Source organism: Lutibacter sp. TH_r2 (assembly GCF_033101135.1).
Classification (GTDB): domain Bacteria; phylum Bacteroidota; class Bacteroidia; order Flavobacteriales; family Flavobacteriaceae; genus Lutibacter.
This window is the reverse complement of record NZ_JAWMPV010000001.1, coordinates 187,751-203,819: the sequence shown is the minus strand read 5'-3', so window position 1 is coordinate 203,819 and position 16,069 is coordinate 187,751. Positions and strand designations below refer to the sequence as shown.

The 16,069-nt window shown below is 29.9% G+C and carries 17 protein-coding genes; 11 read left to right on the top strand and 6 right to left on the bottom strand.

Translation table 11 applies throughout. From position 1 onward, the window contains the following. Positions 1-19: 19 nt before the first annotated feature. From R3X25_RS01010 to R3X25_RS01000, 3 genes are read right to left on the bottom strand one after another with little or no spacing between them, the layout of a single operon-like run. Complete coding sequence (locus R3X25_RS01010) at positions 20-733, bottom strand: hypothetical protein (protein ID WP_317670962.1); 714 nt, start codon at positions 731-733, stop codon at positions 20-22. Next, positions 730-1,563 (bottom strand): dihydropteroate synthase, encoded by an 834-nt coding sequence (gene folP, locus R3X25_RS01005; protein ID WP_317670960.1) that lies wholly within the window; start codon positions 1,561-1,563, stop codon positions 730-732. The genes R3X25_RS01010 and folP overlap by 4 nt, the downstream gene beginning before the upstream one ends. Then, the gene (locus R3X25_RS01000; protein ID WP_317670958.1) at positions 1,563-2,144 is read right to left on the bottom strand and encodes a TIGR00730 family Rossman fold protein; all 582 of its coding nucleotides are present in this window, start codon (positions 2,142-2,144) and stop codon (positions 1,563-1,565) included. The genes folP and R3X25_RS01000 overlap by 1 nt, the downstream gene beginning before the upstream one ends. An 83-nt stretch (positions 2,145-2,227) precedes the next feature. Between R3X25_RS01000 and R3X25_RS00995 the strand changes: the two genes are divergently transcribed. The 8 genes from R3X25_RS00995 (at position 2,228) to R3X25_RS00960 (ending at position 8,985) form a co-directional block, all read left to right on the top strand. After that, positions 2,228-2,764, top strand: a complete 537-nt coding sequence (locus R3X25_RS00995) for a DUF1599 domain-containing protein (RefSeq protein WP_317670956.1) — start codon at positions 2,228-2,230, stop codon at positions 2,762-2,764. A gap of 17 nt (positions 2,765-2,781) precedes the next feature. Further along, the gene (locus R3X25_RS00990; protein WP_317670954.1) at positions 2,782-3,747 is read left to right on the top strand and encodes a DoxX family protein; all 966 of its coding nucleotides are present in this window, start codon (positions 2,782-2,784) and stop codon (positions 3,745-3,747) included. Continuing rightward, on the top strand, positions 3,748-4,119 hold the full coding sequence (crcB, locus tag R3X25_RS00985) for a fluoride efflux transporter CrcB (RefSeq protein WP_317670952.1): 372 nt from the start codon (positions 3,748-3,750) through the stop codon (positions 4,117-4,119). Between the two features lie 287 nt (positions 4,120-4,406). Continuing rightward, positions 4,407-4,745, top strand: coding sequence for a P-II family nitrogen regulator (locus tag R3X25_RS00980; RefSeq protein WP_317670950.1), 339 nt, complete (start codon positions 4,407-4,409; stop codon positions 4,743-4,745). 32 nt (positions 4,746-4,777) lie between these two features. Beyond that, a complete protein-coding gene (locus R3X25_RS00975) occupies positions 4,778-5,977 on the top strand; it encodes an ammonium transporter (RefSeq protein ID WP_317670948.1) in 1,200 nt (399 codons plus the stop codon). A gap of 57 nt (positions 5,978-6,034) precedes the next feature. Beyond that, positions 6,035-7,039 carry an outer membrane beta-barrel protein gene (locus tag R3X25_RS00970; protein WP_317670946.1) on the top strand — a complete coding sequence of 335 codons (1,005 nt, stop codon included), beginning with the start codon at positions 6,035-6,037 and terminating at the stop codon, positions 7,037-7,039. A gap of 347 nt (positions 7,040-7,386) precedes the next feature. After that, entirely contained in the window at positions 7,387-7,725 is a 339-nt protein-coding gene (locus tag R3X25_RS00965) for a P-II family nitrogen regulator (protein ID WP_317670944.1), read from the top strand. Between the two features lie 21 nt (positions 7,726-7,746). Then, positions 7,747-8,985 (top strand): ammonium transporter, encoded by a 1,239-nt coding sequence (locus R3X25_RS00960; RefSeq protein WP_317670942.1) that lies wholly within the window; start codon positions 7,747-7,749, stop codon positions 8,983-8,985. 60 nt (positions 8,986-9,045) lie between these two features. Here R3X25_RS00960 and R3X25_RS00955 read toward each other — a convergent pair whose 3' ends face one another. Together R3X25_RS00955 and R3X25_RS00950 are read right to left on the bottom strand one after the other, a co-directional pair. Then, positions 9,046-9,660, bottom strand: coding sequence for a DUF1684 domain-containing protein (locus tag R3X25_RS00955; protein ID WP_317670940.1), 615 nt, complete (start codon positions 9,658-9,660; stop codon positions 9,046-9,048). Further along, positions 9,660-10,190 carry a DUF4252 domain-containing protein gene (locus tag R3X25_RS00950; RefSeq protein ID WP_317670938.1) on the bottom strand — a complete coding sequence of 177 codons (531 nt, stop codon included), beginning with the start codon at positions 10,188-10,190 and terminating at the stop codon, positions 9,660-9,662. Before R3X25_RS00950 ends, R3X25_RS00955 begins: the two co-directional genes overlap by 1 nt. A 240-nt stretch (positions 10,191-10,430) precedes the next feature. Here R3X25_RS00950 and R3X25_RS00945 point away from each other — a divergent pair, with 240 nt between their 5' ends. Then, complete coding sequence (locus R3X25_RS00945) at positions 10,431-11,651, top strand: MFS transporter (RefSeq protein ID WP_317670936.1); 1,221 nt, start codon at positions 10,431-10,433, stop codon at positions 11,649-11,651. A 6-nt stretch (positions 11,652-11,657) separates the two neighbouring features. Here the strand turns inward: R3X25_RS00945 and R3X25_RS00940 are convergent, their stop codons facing one another. Beyond that, positions 11,658-12,431, bottom strand: a complete 774-nt coding sequence (locus tag R3X25_RS00940; protein WP_317673374.1) for a DeoR/GlpR family DNA-binding transcription regulator — start codon at positions 12,429-12,431, stop codon at positions 11,658-11,660. A 317-nt stretch (positions 12,432-12,748) separates the two neighbouring features. Between R3X25_RS00940 and R3X25_RS00935 the strand changes: the two genes are divergently transcribed. Beyond that, positions 12,749-14,311 carry a glycerol-3-phosphate dehydrogenase/oxidase gene (locus tag R3X25_RS00935; RefSeq protein WP_317670934.1) on the top strand — a complete coding sequence of 521 codons (1,563 nt, stop codon included), beginning with the start codon at positions 12,749-12,751 and terminating at the stop codon, positions 14,309-14,311. A gap of 341 nt (positions 14,312-14,652) precedes the next feature. Next, positions 14,653-15,990 carry a glycerol-3-phosphate transporter gene (glpT, locus tag R3X25_RS00930; protein WP_317670932.1) on the top strand — a complete coding sequence of 446 codons (1,338 nt, stop codon included), beginning with the start codon at positions 14,653-14,655 and terminating at the stop codon, positions 15,988-15,990. Positions 15,991-16,069 lie beyond the last annotated feature (79 nt).

Below are 16,069 nucleotides of genomic sequence, written 5' to 3'. Positions count from 1 at the left end.
AAGTTATAATTAATACTGTTTATTCGCAGCCACAATCTGGCACTTTAGTTTGATCAAAAATAAATTCTAGGTTATTTATAATAATAGCTTCGTTTTGTATACTGTTTAGTAACATTTTAAAGTATAAATAATCTTGGTAGTTTAAGTTATTATTAAAATTAGTATGAAGCATTGTTTTACTTCCTTCAGCAGAAAACTCTATATACTCTAATAAAACAGTTTCAAAATCTTCATTTTCTAATTTGCTATCGTTAATCCAAATATTGTTTGGGTTAAAAGTTAGATTTATGTTGAAATATTTTTTATAATTTTCACTGTTTTTTTTAATATAATATTTTGAATGTATGCTGTCGGTTTTAAATTCAACGTTATCAATTTCAATGAAGGATAATTTTTTTGAGATAGTGTCTGAATAGCTAAGATAATCATGCTTTCCTTTTTCTGAATGCATTGAGTTAGCATGTTTATATTTTAGGCTTATTAAATCTTCAATAAAAGTTTTTAAAGGAAGTCGTTTATCAATATTATAAATCCAATGTGTAGAGCTTATGGTATTTTTACGATTAACGTTAACAATGGTATCGTTATTATTTACTTCAAAAAACATCCATACTTGTGAGTGATCTTGTACTTCTTGAATTCCCTTTTGATGTAAAACAGGTATTTTTAATTCTTTTTTTGCGCAGTTGACAGCTAAAAGAGAAAAGGTAATTAGTATGAAAATATTTTTCATTTGTTATTTTTAAGTAATTTAACAATTTTAATGGTTTCAACAGCTTCTTTAACATCGTGCACGCGTAAAATATTTGCTCCTTTTAAAAGGGCAATAGTATTTGCAGCTGTTGTAGCGCTTAAAGCCTCGTTTGGTGTTATTTCTAAAGGTTTAAATAGCATAGATTTTCTTGAAAGTCCAACTAACATGGGTGTTTCTAGATTATTAAATAACTCTAAATTATTTAATAATTGGTAGTTGTGTTCAAGAGTTTTTCCAAAACCGAAGCCAACATCAGAAATAATATCATTCACGCCAAGTGTTCTTAATTTATTTATTTTTTTTGAAAAATAAAAAATAATATCTTTTACAATATTGGTGTATTCGGGATTTTGTTGCATGGTTTGAGGTTTACCTTGCATGTGCATAAATATATATGGTACTTGTAATTGAGCAATGGTTTTAAACATATTATTGTCTAATTCACCTGCTGAAATATCATTCACCAAACTTGCACCTTCTAAAACACATTGTTTTACTACTTCACTTCTAAAAGTGTCTAATGAAATAATAATATTAGAAAATTCTTTAATTAAAAGTTTTATAACAGGTACAATTCGTTCTAATTCTTCTTTTTTAGAAATGTGTTTTGCTCCGGGTCTAGAAGAGTATGCTCCAACATCAATAAATGTTGCGCCTTCATCTAACATTTTTTCAACTTGGTATAAAATTGCTTTTTCGTTGTTGTATTTTCCACCGTCAAAAAAGGAATCTGGTGTAATGTTTAAAACACCCATTACTTTTGGAGAAGATAAATCAATAAGGTTTCCCTTGCAGTTGATACTTTTCATTAGCTTACTACCTTATTTATTACTTTGCTTACTTTTGGAATTTTATAATTGTCCATTTTGGCTATTAATTCTTCAATAGTATTTCCAATAAGTAACATTTCTTTATTAGATTGTTTTAAGTAACCTTCGTTAACCATTACATCTAGTTGTTTTATTAAATAATTAAAAAACCCATTAGTATTTAAAATACCTACTGGTTTACTTTCAATACCTAATTGACCTAATGTAAGTGCTTCAAAAATTTCATCTAAAGTTCCAAAGCCTCCGGGTAAAGCAATGTATCCGTCAACCAATCTGCTTATTTTTACCTTACGTTCGCTCATGGTTTTTGTAATGTGCATTTTGGTAATTCCGTTATGGGCTACTTCTTCGTGACGTAATAAATTAGGAATTACTCCAATAACTTCACCTTTTTTTTCTAAAATAGCATCAGCAATAACACCCATCATTCCAATTTTTCCTCCACCATAAACCAAACCTATATTATTATTAGCAAAATAATCTCCTAAATTTTTGGCCTCATTTTTAAATATTTTTTTGAACCCTGTGCTTGATCCACAAAAAACTGCTATTCTTTTCATTTAGACTTTTTTAAATGTATATCGAACTTTTGTTTATTAAAATCGTTAAATTTGTTCGAAATTTACGGAAATAATTAAAGTATATGCAACAAACTTCGAAACAATACGATGCCATAATTGAAAAATGTCGTTTATTATATAGTAAAAAATTAAAAGATTACGGAAGCGCTTGGAGAATTTTACGTTTACCATCGTTAACAGATCAAATATTTATCAAAGCACAACGTATTCGTCAATTACAGCAAAACTCAACTAGAAAAGTTGATGAAGGTGAAGTTTCTGAATTTATTGGTATTATTAATTATTCGGTAATGGCTCTAATTCAATTAGAATTAGGTGTTGTTGAACAACCTGATATTTCTAATGAAGTAGCTATTGAATTATACGATAAGCATGTTGCAGTTACAAAGCAATTAATGGAAGATAAAAATCACGATTATGGTGAAGCTTGGAGAGATATGCGTATAAGTTCATTAACAGATTTAATTCTTCAAAAATTATTGCGAGTTAAACAAATTGAAGATAATAAAGGTAAAACAATTGTTTCTGAAGGAATAGATGCAAATTATCAGGATATGATTAATTATGCCATTTTTGCTTTGATACATATTAATGAATAAGAATAAAATATTTTAAAATGAAATTACTTGTATTTATAGCAAGGCTAATAGTTGGAGTAACATTTGTATTTTCTGGATTTGTAAAATTGGTAGATCCTATTGGTTCGCAATACAAATTCGAAGAGTATTTTGGAGCAGATGTTTTAAATCTGGAGTTTTTAATTCCATATGCTTTGCCTTTCTCTATTTTATTGATTTTAGCTGAAATTATGTTAGGTGTTATGTTATTGCTAGGTTATTTGCCAAAGCTAACTGTGTGGAGTTTATTACTTATAATGTTGGTGTTTTTGTTTTTAACGTGGTATTCTGCTTACTATAATAAGGTTACAGATTGTGGATGTTTTGGAGATGCTGTAAAACTATCTGCTTGGGGAACCTTTTATAAAAATGTATTTTTAATAGTAGTAGTGCTAATTTTAGTTTTTGGATTTAAATATATAAAGCCATTGTTTAGTGGTAATATAGTTAAATGGGGAACCTTTATTTTGTTTTTTACTTTTTTGTATATAACCTATTATGTATTAGTTCATTTACCAATTATAGATTTTAGACCATATGCTGTTGGGAAAAATTTACCAGAAGGTATGGAGTATATAGGCGAAATAGAGCCTCCAATTCACGATTTTTATTTGGAAAGTGTTGAAGGTGAAGAATTAACAAATATAGTTTTAACTAATGATAAGGTGTTATTGGTTTTAGCATCTAATTTAGATAAAAGCGACTTGGAAGGTTTTAATAAGTTAAAACCAATAACAGATAATGCTATTGCTAAAGGGTATACAGTTTATGCACTTACGTCTTCGATGGTTGAAGATTTTCAAAAAATAAAAGTTAATTACAAACTAAATTTTGATATGCTTTTTGCTGATGAAACAATGTTAAAAACAATTGTTAGAGCAAATCCCGGAATTGTGATTCTTAATAAAGGTACTGTTACTGGAAAATGGAATTGGACGGACGCAGATAAAGTTCAAATTGAATAAATGAAACAAGCCTTATTAGTTTTTATTGGAGGAGGTGTTGGAAGTGTTGCTCGCTATTTATTAGGTAGATGGTTAAACAATATCGAAAATATAATTCCTTATGGAACAATGCTAGCTAATGTACTTGGGAGTTTATTAATAGGAATTGTTTTAGGCTATTTAGCTAAAACATCATCAGTTTCACAAACACAATCGTTATTGTTGGCTTCTGGTTTTTGCGGAGGTTTTACAACTTTTGCCACTTTTACTTACGAGAATCACTTATTTTTAAAAAATGGAGACTATTTTAGTTTTTTACTCTACACTTTAGGGTCACTTTTTTTAGGATTTATAGCTGTTTTTATAGGTGTTTACTTTTCTAAAGTCTTCTAAAAATTTCAAATTAGAGATATATTAAACCTTAACTTTTGTAATAATGTAGTATAATTTTAAATATATAAATTACTTTTTAATGTTAAAAAAGACCTAAACTTTAGTTTTAGGTCTTTTTTTTGTTGCTTATATTATAAAAAATACAATTGAATTATTAATAACCCCTAAAAAAATAGGGGTAAAAAATAAAAAAGAATAAAAAAGTAGTTTTATACATTAAAAAATTAGGGGTTTAAATAATTTAAATATATTTTTGAATTCGAAATCAATTAAATAAATCATTTATTATGAAGAAAATCGAAGCAATTATTCGAAAATCAAAATTTGATGAAGTTAAAGAAGCTTTACATGAAATTGCGGTTAACTTTTTTAGTTACTGGGATGTAACTGGTGTTGGGAATGAGAAAGAGGGCCATGTGTATCGTGGTGTTAGCTATAGTACTAGTGATATTCAGCGTAGATATGTATCTATTGTTGTATCTGATCATTTTTTAGAAATAACAATTGATGCTGTTTTGAAAGCAGCCTACACAGGAGAGGTTGGAGATGGTAAAATATTTGTGTCGACTGTTGATGAGGCGTACAGAATTAGAACTAAAGAAAAAGGTTCAGAGTCTATAAACTAAAAAAATTATTAAAGAATTAAAAATATATTATTATGGATACTAATGCGGTATTAGATTTAATGTGGATTGTTATCTGCGGAATTTTAGTGTTTTTTATGCAAGCTGGTTTTACTTTGGTAGAAACTGGTTTTACAAGAGCTAAAAATGCTGGAAATATTATTATGAAAAATTTTATGGACCTATGTATAGGTAGTCTTGGTTTTTGGGCTGTTGGATATACAGTAATGTATGGTGATACTATAGGTTCTTTTATCGGAACTCCTTCATTATTTTATAGTGATGCTTCCGATATGCATAACTTATTCTTTCAAACTGTGTTTGCAGCTACTGCTGCTACAATAGTTTCAGGAGCTGTTGCTGGAAGAACAAAATTTACAACATACATTATCTTTTCTTTGGTAATGACTGTTATTATTTACCCTATATCTGGTCACTGGGTGTGGCAAGGTGAAGGTTGGTTAACAAATCTTGGTTTTGTTGATTTTGCAGGTTCTTCTGTAGTGCATTCTGTTGGTGGATGGGCAGCTTTAGTTGGAGCAATATTGGTAGGTCCAAGACTAGGAAAATATACAAATGGTAAGTCTAATGCAATTCAAGGTCATAACTTGGTGTTAGGTGCGTTAGGTGTATTTATCTTATGGTTAGGTTGGTTTGGATTTAATGCCGGATCTGAATTAGCAATTTCTGGTGATAGTGCAAATAATGCTGCAGGTATTTTAATTACAACAAATTTAGCTGCTGCTGCTGCTGCAATGTCTGCAATGTTTGTTACTTGGGTTAAATATGGTAAACCAGATATTTCAATGACATTGAACGGTGCGTTAGCAGGTTTAGTTGGTATAACTGCTGGTTGTGCTGCTGTAAGTCCCGTGGGAGCAGCAATTATTGGAATTATTGCGGGAATTGTTGTTGTATTTTCAGTAGATTTTATAGATAAAACGTTAAAAGTAGATGATCCTGTTGGTGCGGTTTCTGTACATGGTGTATGTGGTGCATTAGGAACATTGTTGGTAGGTGTATTTGCTACTGATGGTGGATTGTTGTATGGTGGTGGATTTTCACTATTAGGTGTGCAAGCTATTGGAGTGTTAGCTATTGGAGCTTGGGCTGCGGCTACTGCTTTTATTGTATTGTTTATCTTAAAGAAAACAATGGGATTAAGAGTTTCTAAAGAGGAAGAAGTAGATGGTTTAGATATTCATGAGCATAAAACAAATGTTTATAACAATTAGTGGTTGTAAACTCAATATAATAAAGAACATAAAAAAATCAAATTAAAATTTTACAGTATGAAAACAATTTTAGATTTAAATTATAGAAAAATAGTGTTGTTGCTAATGGTTATGTTTGCTGTTCCTGCAATTGCACAAGAAGAGGGAGAAAAGAAAAAAATTAGTGTTAGTGGTTCGGTAGATGCTTATTATCAGTCTTATTTGTCTGCTTCTGATGATATGGGGCAGTCGTTTGGAACTTCGTTCGCTGGTGATTCTGGTTTTGCGTTAGGTATGGCTAATATAGTTGGTACTTATGAAGGTGAAAAAACTGGAGTGGTTGCAGATATTGCTTTTGGTCCTAGAGGTGATGATGCTACTGGAGGTTTTAATATTAATCAATTGTATGCTTATTTAAATGTTTCTGAAAGTACAACATTAACTTTAGGTAGGTTTAATACATTTTTAGGGTACGAAGTTATATCTCCAACAGGAAACTTTAACTATAGTACTTCATGGTTATTTTCAAGTGGTCCTTTTTCTCATGTTGGTTTAAAAGCAGATTTTGCTTTGTCAGAAAAAGTAAGTTTAATGTTAGCTTTTATGAATGTTACAGATGTTAATCAAAACTTAACTGGAGCTTATTCTTTAGGTGCTCAATTAGGAGTTGCTGGTCAATACTTGAATTTTTATTATGATGATGGTGAAGCTTTAGGATTTGAAATAGATTATACAGGTGGATTTGATTTATCTGATTCTATTTACTTTGGAGTTAATGCTGCATATGCAGACAATGATGGTGAAGGATTTTATGGAGTTGCTTTATATCCACAAGTTTCGTTATCTGATTCTTTTGGATTAGGGTTAAGAGGTGAATATTTTTCACAAGTATCGGACTTGATGACTGATGAGCCTTCAGTATTTGGTTTAACTTTAACTGGAAGTTATTCATTAGAAAATTTAACAATTAAGCCAGAAATTAGATTAGATTCTTGGAGTGATGATGAGCCATTCTTAGATTCAGATGGTATGGCTTCTGATAAATTATCTTCATTTTTAATAGGTGCAGTGTATGCATTCTAATGAAGAGTTAGTAGTAAAATAAATTATAGTATTTGAAGGCATCATTTTTGTTTTGATCCTAAATAAAATGTTTAATCAGTGTTCTTCAAACTATGTATATAGGAAAATAGGATTGTTGTTAATTAATTATTTTAAGTTAAGCCTGCTTGTATTTCTAGCGGGCTTAATTTTTTGTATTAAGTCTTATTGAATTAATAAAAAAATAACTTAAAAATAAAAATACTACAAACATATTGGGGGTTTAATTTTAAAATATATAAAAATTTAAAGTTAAGCCCTTTAAAATGTAGGGAGTGTAAAATATATTTATATTTTTACGCGCAGTATCAATATTAAATTTATTTATAATGAAGAAAATTGAAGCAATTATTAGAAAGTCAAAGTTTGTAGACGTTAAAGAAGCTTTACACGAAATCGGAGTTAATTTTTTCAGCTATTGGGATGTTACTGGTGTTGGAAATGAGAAAGAAGGTCATGTGTATCGTGGGGTTAGCTACAGTACTTCAGATATTCAAAGAAGATATCTATCAATTGTGGTTTCTGATCCATTTTTAGAAAAGACAATTAAAGTATTGTTAGATACAGCTTACACTGGGCAAGTTGGGGATGGTAAAATTTTTATTTCAGATATAGAAGCGGCATATAGAATAAGAACAAAAGAAGGCGGAACAGAGTCTTTAAAATAATAATTTTAAAAATTAATAAAAATGGGAGATTTACTTACGGTAAATAATGTGTGGATGATGATTTGTACCGCTTTTGTATTTATAATGCATTTAGGGTTTTCATTATTAGAGATAGGATTTACAAGGCAAAAAAACACGATAAATATATTATTTAAAAATGTGTTTATTATAACAGCAGGGTTGTTGCTTTACACAATAATAGGGTTTAATTTAATGTATCCTGGATCCTTTATTTGGGGAGTTTTACCAGATTATTTTGTTGATTTATTTGGTTTGTCGTTACCGGAAAATGGCTTAACTGCAGAATATGCAGATGCAGGTTATACTTATTGGACAGACTTTTTATTTCAAGGAATGTTTGCTGCAACAGCAGCTACAATTGTTTCTGGAGCTGTAGCTGAACGTATTAAATTAGGAGCATTTATGATTTTTACAATTGTATATGTTGGATTTATTTATCCTATTGCGGGTTCATGGAAATGGGGTGCAGGTTGGTTAGATGAATTAGGTTTTTATGATTTTGCAGGTTCAACATTAGTGCATTCAGTTGGAGGATGGGCAGCATTAATTGCGGTTTATTTATTAGGACCAAGAATTGGAAAATTCAAAAAGGATGGTTCGTTAGGAGCTATTCCTGGACATAATATTCCTTTAGCAACTGCAGGTGTATTTTTATTATGGTTAGGTTGGTTTGGATTTAATGGTGGTTCGGTACTTTCTGCTGATCCAGGAGCAACATCATTAGTGTTAGTTACTACATGTATTGCTGCGGCTTCAGGTGGACTTTCTGCATTTTTGGTGTCGTTATTTAAATATAAGCAATATGATTTATCAATGTTTTTAAATGGAATTCTTGGTGGGCTTGTTGGTATTACTGCTGGAGCAGATGTAATGAGTGTAACAGATTCTGTAGTTGTAGGCTTTATAGCTGGAGCCTTAATTGTTTTGGGTGTTAGTTTTATTGATAGATTAAAATTAGATGATCCTGTTGGAGCTATTGCTGTTCACTTAATTTGTGGTATTTGGGGGACTTTAGCTGTTGGAATATTTGGAGATTTAGCTGGTTGGACTCAACTTGGACATCAATTAATTGGAATTGTTTCTATTGGTGCTTTTTGTGTAACTTCAGCGTTTATTATAATTTATACGTTAAAGAAAACTGTAGGAATACGAGTTTCTAAAGAAGAAGAACAGGAAGGTTTAGATATACATGAGCATGGTATGGATGCTTATCCAGATTTTCGTTTAAATCAACATTAGTAATTGTTTTAAGTTATTAGATAAAAAAAAAGGCTTCCAAATGGAAGCCTTTTTTTTTATCTAATGTTTTTTAAAAATTTTAACACCTGCTTTAATTTCGGTATTTAAAAAATTTTCAGCTGGAGGAATTGGACACGAGTATTTGTGATTATAGGCGCAATACGGATTGTATGCTTTGTTAAAATCAATTGTAATTGTGTTGCTATCTGTTGAAGGAATTTCTAAATCAATATATCTGCCACCTCCATAACTTGTTTTGTTGTTTGTCAAATCATTAAAAGGAAGAAATAAATGATTTTTGTATTCAACCGAAGTTAGTAAGCTTTGATTTTGATAGATATTTAATCTGAATTCTTTACCATTTAAAATAAAAGATGCAACTCCATATTTTCTGTATAGAGGAAGTCTTTCTGTGCTAGTTTTCATTTCGAAAATTGCAGTATTTGGTGTTAATTCAAAATCTGCAATAATTTTATAGGCTTCATCAATTTCAAAAAAATCTAGAGATTTAAATTCTTTTAAATCTTTTATGGTTAAAGGTGAATCTTTTTCATTTGCGTAAAATGAGTTTAGTTCATATTGATGCTGTTGTATTTTTTCTAGATAGCTTTTTTTAGGTTTGTTACAGCTTAAAATTAAAAGTGTTATAGTGAATAATAAAGTAATTTTTTTCATTATTGAATGGTATTTGGTATAAGTTGTGGTTGTTGTAATAGTAATTTTTGAGTAAAATTTTCAAACTCTTCTTTTTCTGAAAACTGTTTTACTTTGTTTGAATCAAAATTTCCTTTTAAATAAAATGAGTGAATACTATTGTTTTTATAGTTGAAATAAACAAGTTCTTTTACAATTCCTTCAACTTCTTTTCCAATAACAACAATTCGTTTGTTTTCTTCGGTTTTTCTATAAATATCAGAGTAGTAGGATGTGTTTCCTATTAAATTAATTTCTTCATTTAAAATTTGAAATTTTGTTGGGTCAATATTGTTTAGGGTTATAAAACTAAAATCTGTCATGTTATTAAAAAATGAATTTACTTCTGGCGATAATCCACTTAAAACATTTTTCATAAAACGTGGCATTTGAAATGCGGTAGAGCCAATATCGTTTTTATGTGTGTTGTAAAATTTCTGATAGGTATGTGTTGGACCACAGTTTACAAACGTGAAGGATACAATAAATATAAGAAGATAAATTTTTTTCATTTGACTTTTTTTGAAAGATTAAATAATCACAAATATAATCTGCAATTTAGAGCTAATTAATAAATTTTTGTAGTTTTGATGAAAATTTGAATAGAATTATGAATAATTGTAAGCAATATAATACCGTTTGTAAGTGGTTTTTAAAAACCTTTGGGTGTAGTATTTAAATAAGTTATTTGTACATAACATATTAATTTAATTTTAACCCAGTTTTTAACTGGGTTTTTTAGTTTTATAAAAATGATAAGGAAGACAATTAATACATATATAGATTCTTTTAGTGGTTTGTCTAAAGAAATTTGGTGGTTGGCGCTTATAACCTTTATAAATAGAGCAGGGACTATGGTTTTGCCATTTTTATCACTTTATTTAACTGAAGATTTAAAGTTGACGTTGCCGCAAGTAGGGTGGATTATGAGTGCTTTTGGTGTTGGGTCGCTAGCAGGTTCTTGGTTAGGAGGGAAGCTTACGGAGAAAATTGGATATTATAAAGTAATGTTCTGGAGTTTGATGTTAACAGGGTTTCTGTTTATTGCTTTGCAGTTTGTAACAACTTTTACTGGATTTGCCATTGGTATATTTTTTACAATGGTTGTAGCTGATACGTTTAGACCAGCTATGTTTGTAGCATTAAAAACGTATAGCAAGTTAGAGAATCAGACAAGATCGTTAACGCTTATACGCTTGGCAATTAATTTAGGATTTTCATTTGGGCCTTTTTTAGGAGGAATTATTATTTCTACAATTAATTATTCTGGGTTGTTTTGGGTTGATGGGATAACTTGTATTGCTGCTATTTTGTTAATGCGAGTTGTTTTAAATCCTAAAAAGGTAAAAAAAATAGAAGAACAGTTGGTTGAATCAGAAAATAAAGCTACTTCTGTTTTTAGAGATTATCCCTACATTATATTTTTAACTGTTGTATTTATAATGGGTTTTATTTTTATGCAGTTATTTTCAACAATGCCTTTATTTTATAAAGATGTTCATGGTTTATCAGAATTTGAAATTGGGTTAATAATGTCTGTTAACGGATTTCTGATTTTTTTATTAGAAATGCCTTTAATCCATTATATAGAACAAAAACTTTTTAATAAAATGAAAATTATTACATGGAGTTTAGTTTTAATGGCTTTAAGTTATTTAGTATTAAATGTTTCTGGTTGGTCGGGAGTTTTAATAGTTGGAATGTTGTTAATTTCTATTGGTGAAATGTTAGCATTTCCGTTTACTAATAATTTCGCTATGAATAGAGCTCCAAACGGAAAAGATGGAATGTATTTAGCGTACTATACTATGGCTTTTTCGTATGCACATATTTTTAGTGCAAAAACTGGGATGGAAATAATAGATCGTTTTGGTTTTAGAGCAAATTGGTATGTTATGGGAATTTTAGGTTTGATTGCAGTTTTATTAATGGTTGTTCTTCAAAAATTATTAAAAAAAGAAAAACAAAATTAACAATTATTAATCTTGAGCAATAATAACATCAATTCCTAATTCAATTAAGCGTTCTTTAAAGGTTTTATCAATTCCAGAATCAGTAATTATTTGATCTACTTCATTTAGATTGCAAATACGACCAAAACCTTTTCTGCCAAATTTTGAAGAGTCAGCTAGGATAATTATTTTTTGAGCAGACTTGATCATCATTTGATTTAATGAAGCTTCCATAGAGCTAGTTGTTGTTAGTCCAAATTCTAAATCTATGCCGTCAACTCCTAGAAATAGTTTAGAGCAGGTAAATTCTGAAAGCATTTTTTCGCCTAATGGTCCTATTATTGAAGAGGAGCTTTTTCTAATTACACCGCCAAGTTGAATTACATCTACATTGTTTAGTTGTGATATAATTAGCCCTGCGTTTAATGAAGCTGTAATAACAGTAAGGCCTGTAATTGGTTTAATTTGATTAGCCATTTCAATAATTGAGGTTCCCGAGGCTAAAATTATGCTATCATGTGGTTCAATTAATTCGGCTGCTTTTTGAGCTATTTTACTTTTTTCTTCTTTGTTTAACTTTACTTTTTCGTTAACAGTTCTTTCTTTAGTGTAAGGGTTAATCGGTATTGCTTTTCCATGAGATCTAAATAGTAGATTTAGTTCTTCTAAAAGTTTTAAATCCTTTCTAATTGTTACAGATGATACATTAAATTCTAAACTTAGATTAGATACGGTTACAAATCCATCTTTTTCTAGTTTGTTTAATATTAGTTTGTGTCTTTCAGCAATATTAATACTCATAGTTCTAATTTTTTGTATAGCAAATATAGTTAATTTATCTGTGGTGTTTTGTTCTGAAAGTTTCATTTCGATTCAAAAATTTTACTTTCCTCGACTTTTTAGTTTCGTTTTTGTATAAATCCTTACGTGTATATGTTTAAAATTACCTTAAAAACCCTTTTTTAGCAGTAAAATTATCACTAATAAAGCCTTGTGAAATATAAGGTAATTAAAAAATAACACAAAAAGGTTTCAAAAAGTTTCGTTTTGTTTTGAAAAAAATATAAATTTACATCATAAAGAAAAGTCAAAAAATATAAAATAAAAATATTGAAGTCATGAAAAGAAGTGAAATGATCCATAAAATTGAGAAAAATTCTAAAGAATACGATTTTATTGTTATTGGAGGTGGGGCAACAGGAATTGGTATTGCGCTTGAAGCTTCAGCTAGAGGGTATTCTGTTGTATTACTTGAAAAATCAGATTTTACTAAATCAACTTCTAGTAAAAGTACCAAATTAGTACACGGTGGTGTTAGGTATTTAGCACAAGGAGATATTGGTTTGGTTAGAGAGGCTGTTGTTGAAAGAGGTTTACTTGCTCAAAATGCACCACATTTAGTAAAGGATCAATCTTTTATAATTCCAACTCATGGTTTGTTTGATGAATTGCAGTATACAGTTGGATTAACATTTTATGATTTGTTAGCGGGTAAGTTAAGTTTAGGTAGATCTAAAAGAATTTCAAAAGCTAAAACTATAAAACGTTTGCCAACAATTAATGCTGATAAAATTTCAGCTGGTGTTGAGTATCATGATGGTCAATTTGATGATACTAGATTAGCAATTAATACATTGCAAAGTGCAGTTGAATTGGGTGCTGTAGTTTTAAATTATTGCAACGTAACAGATTTAATTAAAAGTGCTGAAGGTAAAATTCAAGGAGTAAGTTTTACCGATGAAGAGTCTGGTAAAAAATACAAGTTAAAAGGAAAACAAGTTGTGAATGCAACTGGAGTTTTTGCTGATGACATTTTACAAATGGATTCTCCTGGAGCTAGAAAAACTATTGCGCCAAGTCAAGGTGTGCATTTAATGTTAGATAAGTCATTTTTATCAGGTAATGATGCTATTATGATTCCTAAAACAGATGATGGAAGAGTGTTGTTTTTAGTTCCATGGCATAATAAAGTGGTGGTTGGTACTACAGATACGCCTATAGATAAAGAGTCTTTAGAGCCAATAGCTTTAGAGCAAGAAATAGAGTTTATTTTAGCAACTGCAAGTCGTTATTTAAATAAACCTCCAAAACGTAGCGATGTGTTAAGTGTGTTTGCGGGTTTGCGCCCTTTAGCAGCTCCAAGTGGAGAAGGTAAAAAAACAAAAGAAATTTCTCGAAGTCATAAAATATTTACTTCAGATTCTGGATTGTTAACTATGGTTGGTGGTAAATGGACTACTTATAGAAAAATGGGAGAAGATTTAGTTGATAAAGCTGAAAAAATGCAGGATTGGGTTCATATTTCTACGCAAACAAAGCATTTGAAAATACACGGGTACAAAGAGAATGTAGATCATCAAAACCCATTATATTTTTATGGTTCTGATGAAGAAAAAATAGAGAAATTAGCAAAGGAAAATAATTTAGAATCTGAAATAAGTTCAACATTAAAAGTTATTGAAGGCCAGGTAGTGTGGGCAGTTGAAAACGAGATGGCTAGAACGGTTGAAGATTTTTTAGCAAGAAGAACACGTTGTCAGTTATTAGATGCTAGAGAGAGTGTAAAAATGGCTCCAAAAGTTGCTGAAATTATGGCGAAAGAACTTGGTGAGAGTAAAGACTGGGAAGAAAACCAAGTTAAAAATTACCTAGATGTAACTATGAATTACATATTAAATTAAGTATTTGATAAAGGAATGGCTTTATAAGTTGTTTCTAGACTATTTTTGGTTTCAAGCTTCGTTGTATTTGTATATAAACGAAGCTTGTTGGTTTTAAAGGTTTCGTTTAACTTTCGTAAAATTACTTTTAGTTTTGAAATAGCATGATAATTATCATAAAATAGAATAATAATTTAAAATATGTTTCGTATTGTTTCATTATATTGTATATTTGAGCATTCATTTCAGAAAACATTAAACTTTAGTTACGAAAACGTTTTAGGGTTTGTGTAGTTGGGATTTTTAAAAGTCTATTTCTGTATAATTTAATTCAAAAAAATAATTTAATAAACAATTATAAAATGTTAAATATATTTAAACCAGCAGCACATAAAAAGTTGCTTCCAGAAAATTTAGTAGATTCAAATTATAAGAGGTTGAGGTTGCAGGTGTTTGTTGGTATATTTTTAGGATATGCTGGATATTATCTAGTTCGAAAAGTTTTTTCTCTTGCAATGCCAGATTTAATTGCTCAAGGTTATTCTAAAACTGAATTAGGGTTTGCATTATCTGGAGTTTCAATTGCTTATGGATTGAGTAAGTTTCTAATGGGAAATGTTTCGGATAGGAGTAATGCGCGTAATTTTATAACTGCAGGTTTAGTTCTTTCAGCTTTTACAATGATTATTATGGGGATACTTCCTGTTGCAACTTCATCCATTTTAATAATGTTTGTATTGTTAATTTTAAATGGTTGGTTTCAAGGTATGGGATGGCCTCCTTGTGGAAGAGTTATGGTGCATTGGTTTTCAATACGAGAAAGAGGAACCAAAATGTCTATTTGGAATGTGGCGCATAATGTTGGAGGTGGAATTATTGGACCTTTAGCTATTTTAGGTGTGGCTATTTTTGCTGATTGGCATGCGAAACTTTATTTTCCTGGATTTATTGCTTTGGGGGTAGCAATAGTTACTTGGCTTCTTGTTAGAGATACTCCTCAATCTTGTGGGCTTCCAAATATTGAGTCGTATAAAAATGATTTTCCTGATAATTATTCTGAAAAGTACGAAGAAGAAATGTCTGCAAAAGATATATTTTTCAAATATATACTTAAAAATAAATTGTTATGGTCAATAGCTTTTGCAAATGCTTTTGTGTATTTGGTGAGGTATGGAGTGTTGGATTGGGCACCATTATATCTAGAAGAAAGTAAGGGTTTTTCTATTCAAGAGTCTGGTTGGGCATATTTTGCTTACGAATGGGCTGGTATTCCAGGTACTTTATTGTGTGGTTATTTAAGTGATAAAGTTTTTAAAGGAAAAAGAGCTCCAGTAAGTATTATTTATATGCTATTAGTAATGCTTTCTGTATTTATGTACTGGACAAGTGATTCAATTTTAGCAAATTCAATTGCTTTAATATGTATAGGCTTTTTAATCTATGGACCAGTAATGTTAATTGGGGTTCATGCTTTAGATTTAGTTCCAAAAAAGGCTGCAGGTACTGCAGCAGGTTTAACCGGTCTTTTCGGTTATTTAGGAGGGGCTCTATTTGCAAATATTGCTATGGGAGCTGTTGTTGATCAATGGGGTTGGTCTGGTGGTTTTATAGTGTTGATTGGAGCTTGTATTGTTTCTATTTTATTAATAGGAATTGCATGGAGACAAGAGAATAAAGGGCACAATGGAATACATTCTTAATTAAAGTGAATACTAAATATATAGAATATTAAAAAAAGTTAATCAAAACAAATTAACCTTAAAATTAAATTAAATGAAC

Coding starts and splice junctions, on each gene's coding strand:
- R3X25_RS01010 (WP_317670962.1), bottom strand. CDS start 733: ATGAAAAATATTTTCATACTAATTACCTTTTCTCTTTTAGCTGTCAAC.
- folP (WP_317670960.1), bottom strand. CDS start 1,563: ATGAAAAGTATCAACTGCAAGGGAAACCTTATTGATTTATCTTCTCCA.
- R3X25_RS01000 (WP_317670958.1), bottom strand. CDS start 2,144: ATGAAAAGAATAGCAGTTTTTTGTGGATCAAGCACAGGGTTCAAAAAA.
- R3X25_RS00995 (WP_317670956.1), top strand. CDS start 2,228: ATGCAACAAACTTCGAAACAATACGATGCCATAATTGAAAAATGTCGT.
- R3X25_RS00990 (WP_317670954.1), top strand. CDS start 2,782: ATGAAATTACTTGTATTTATAGCAAGGCTAATAGTTGGAGTAACATTT.
- crcB (WP_317670952.1), top strand. CDS start 3,748: ATGAAACAAGCCTTATTAGTTTTTATTGGAGGAGGTGTTGGAAGTGTT.
- R3X25_RS00980 (WP_317670950.1), top strand. CDS start 4,407: ATGAAGAAAATCGAAGCAATTATTCGAAAATCAAAATTTGATGAAGTT.
- R3X25_RS00975 (WP_317670948.1), top strand. CDS start 4,778: ATGGATACTAATGCGGTATTAGATTTAATGTGGATTGTTATCTGCGGA.
- R3X25_RS00970 (WP_317670946.1), top strand. CDS start 6,035: ATGAAAACAATTTTAGATTTAAATTATAGAAAAATAGTGTTGTTGCTA.
- R3X25_RS00965 (WP_317670944.1), top strand. CDS start 7,387: ATGAAGAAAATTGAAGCAATTATTAGAAAGTCAAAGTTTGTAGACGTT.
- R3X25_RS00960 (WP_317670942.1), top strand. CDS start 7,747: ATGGGAGATTTACTTACGGTAAATAATGTGTGGATGATGATTTGTACC.
- R3X25_RS00955 (WP_317670940.1), bottom strand. CDS start 9,660: ATGAAAAAAATTACTTTATTATTCACTATAACACTTTTAATTTTAAGC.
- R3X25_RS00950 (WP_317670938.1), bottom strand. CDS start 10,190: ATGAAAAAAATTTATCTTCTTATATTTATTGTATCCTTCACGTTTGTA.
- R3X25_RS00945 (WP_317670936.1), top strand. CDS start 10,431: ATGATAAGGAAGACAATTAATACATATATAGATTCTTTTAGTGGTTTG.
- R3X25_RS00940 (WP_317673374.1), bottom strand. CDS start 12,431: ATGAGTATTAATATTGCTGAAAGACACAAACTAATATTAAACAAACTA.
- R3X25_RS00935 (WP_317670934.1), top strand. CDS start 12,749: ATGAAAAGAAGTGAAATGATCCATAAAATTGAGAAAAATTCTAAAGAA.
- glpT (WP_317670932.1), top strand. CDS start 14,653: ATGTTAAATATATTTAAACCAGCAGCACATAAAAAGTTGCTTCCAGAA.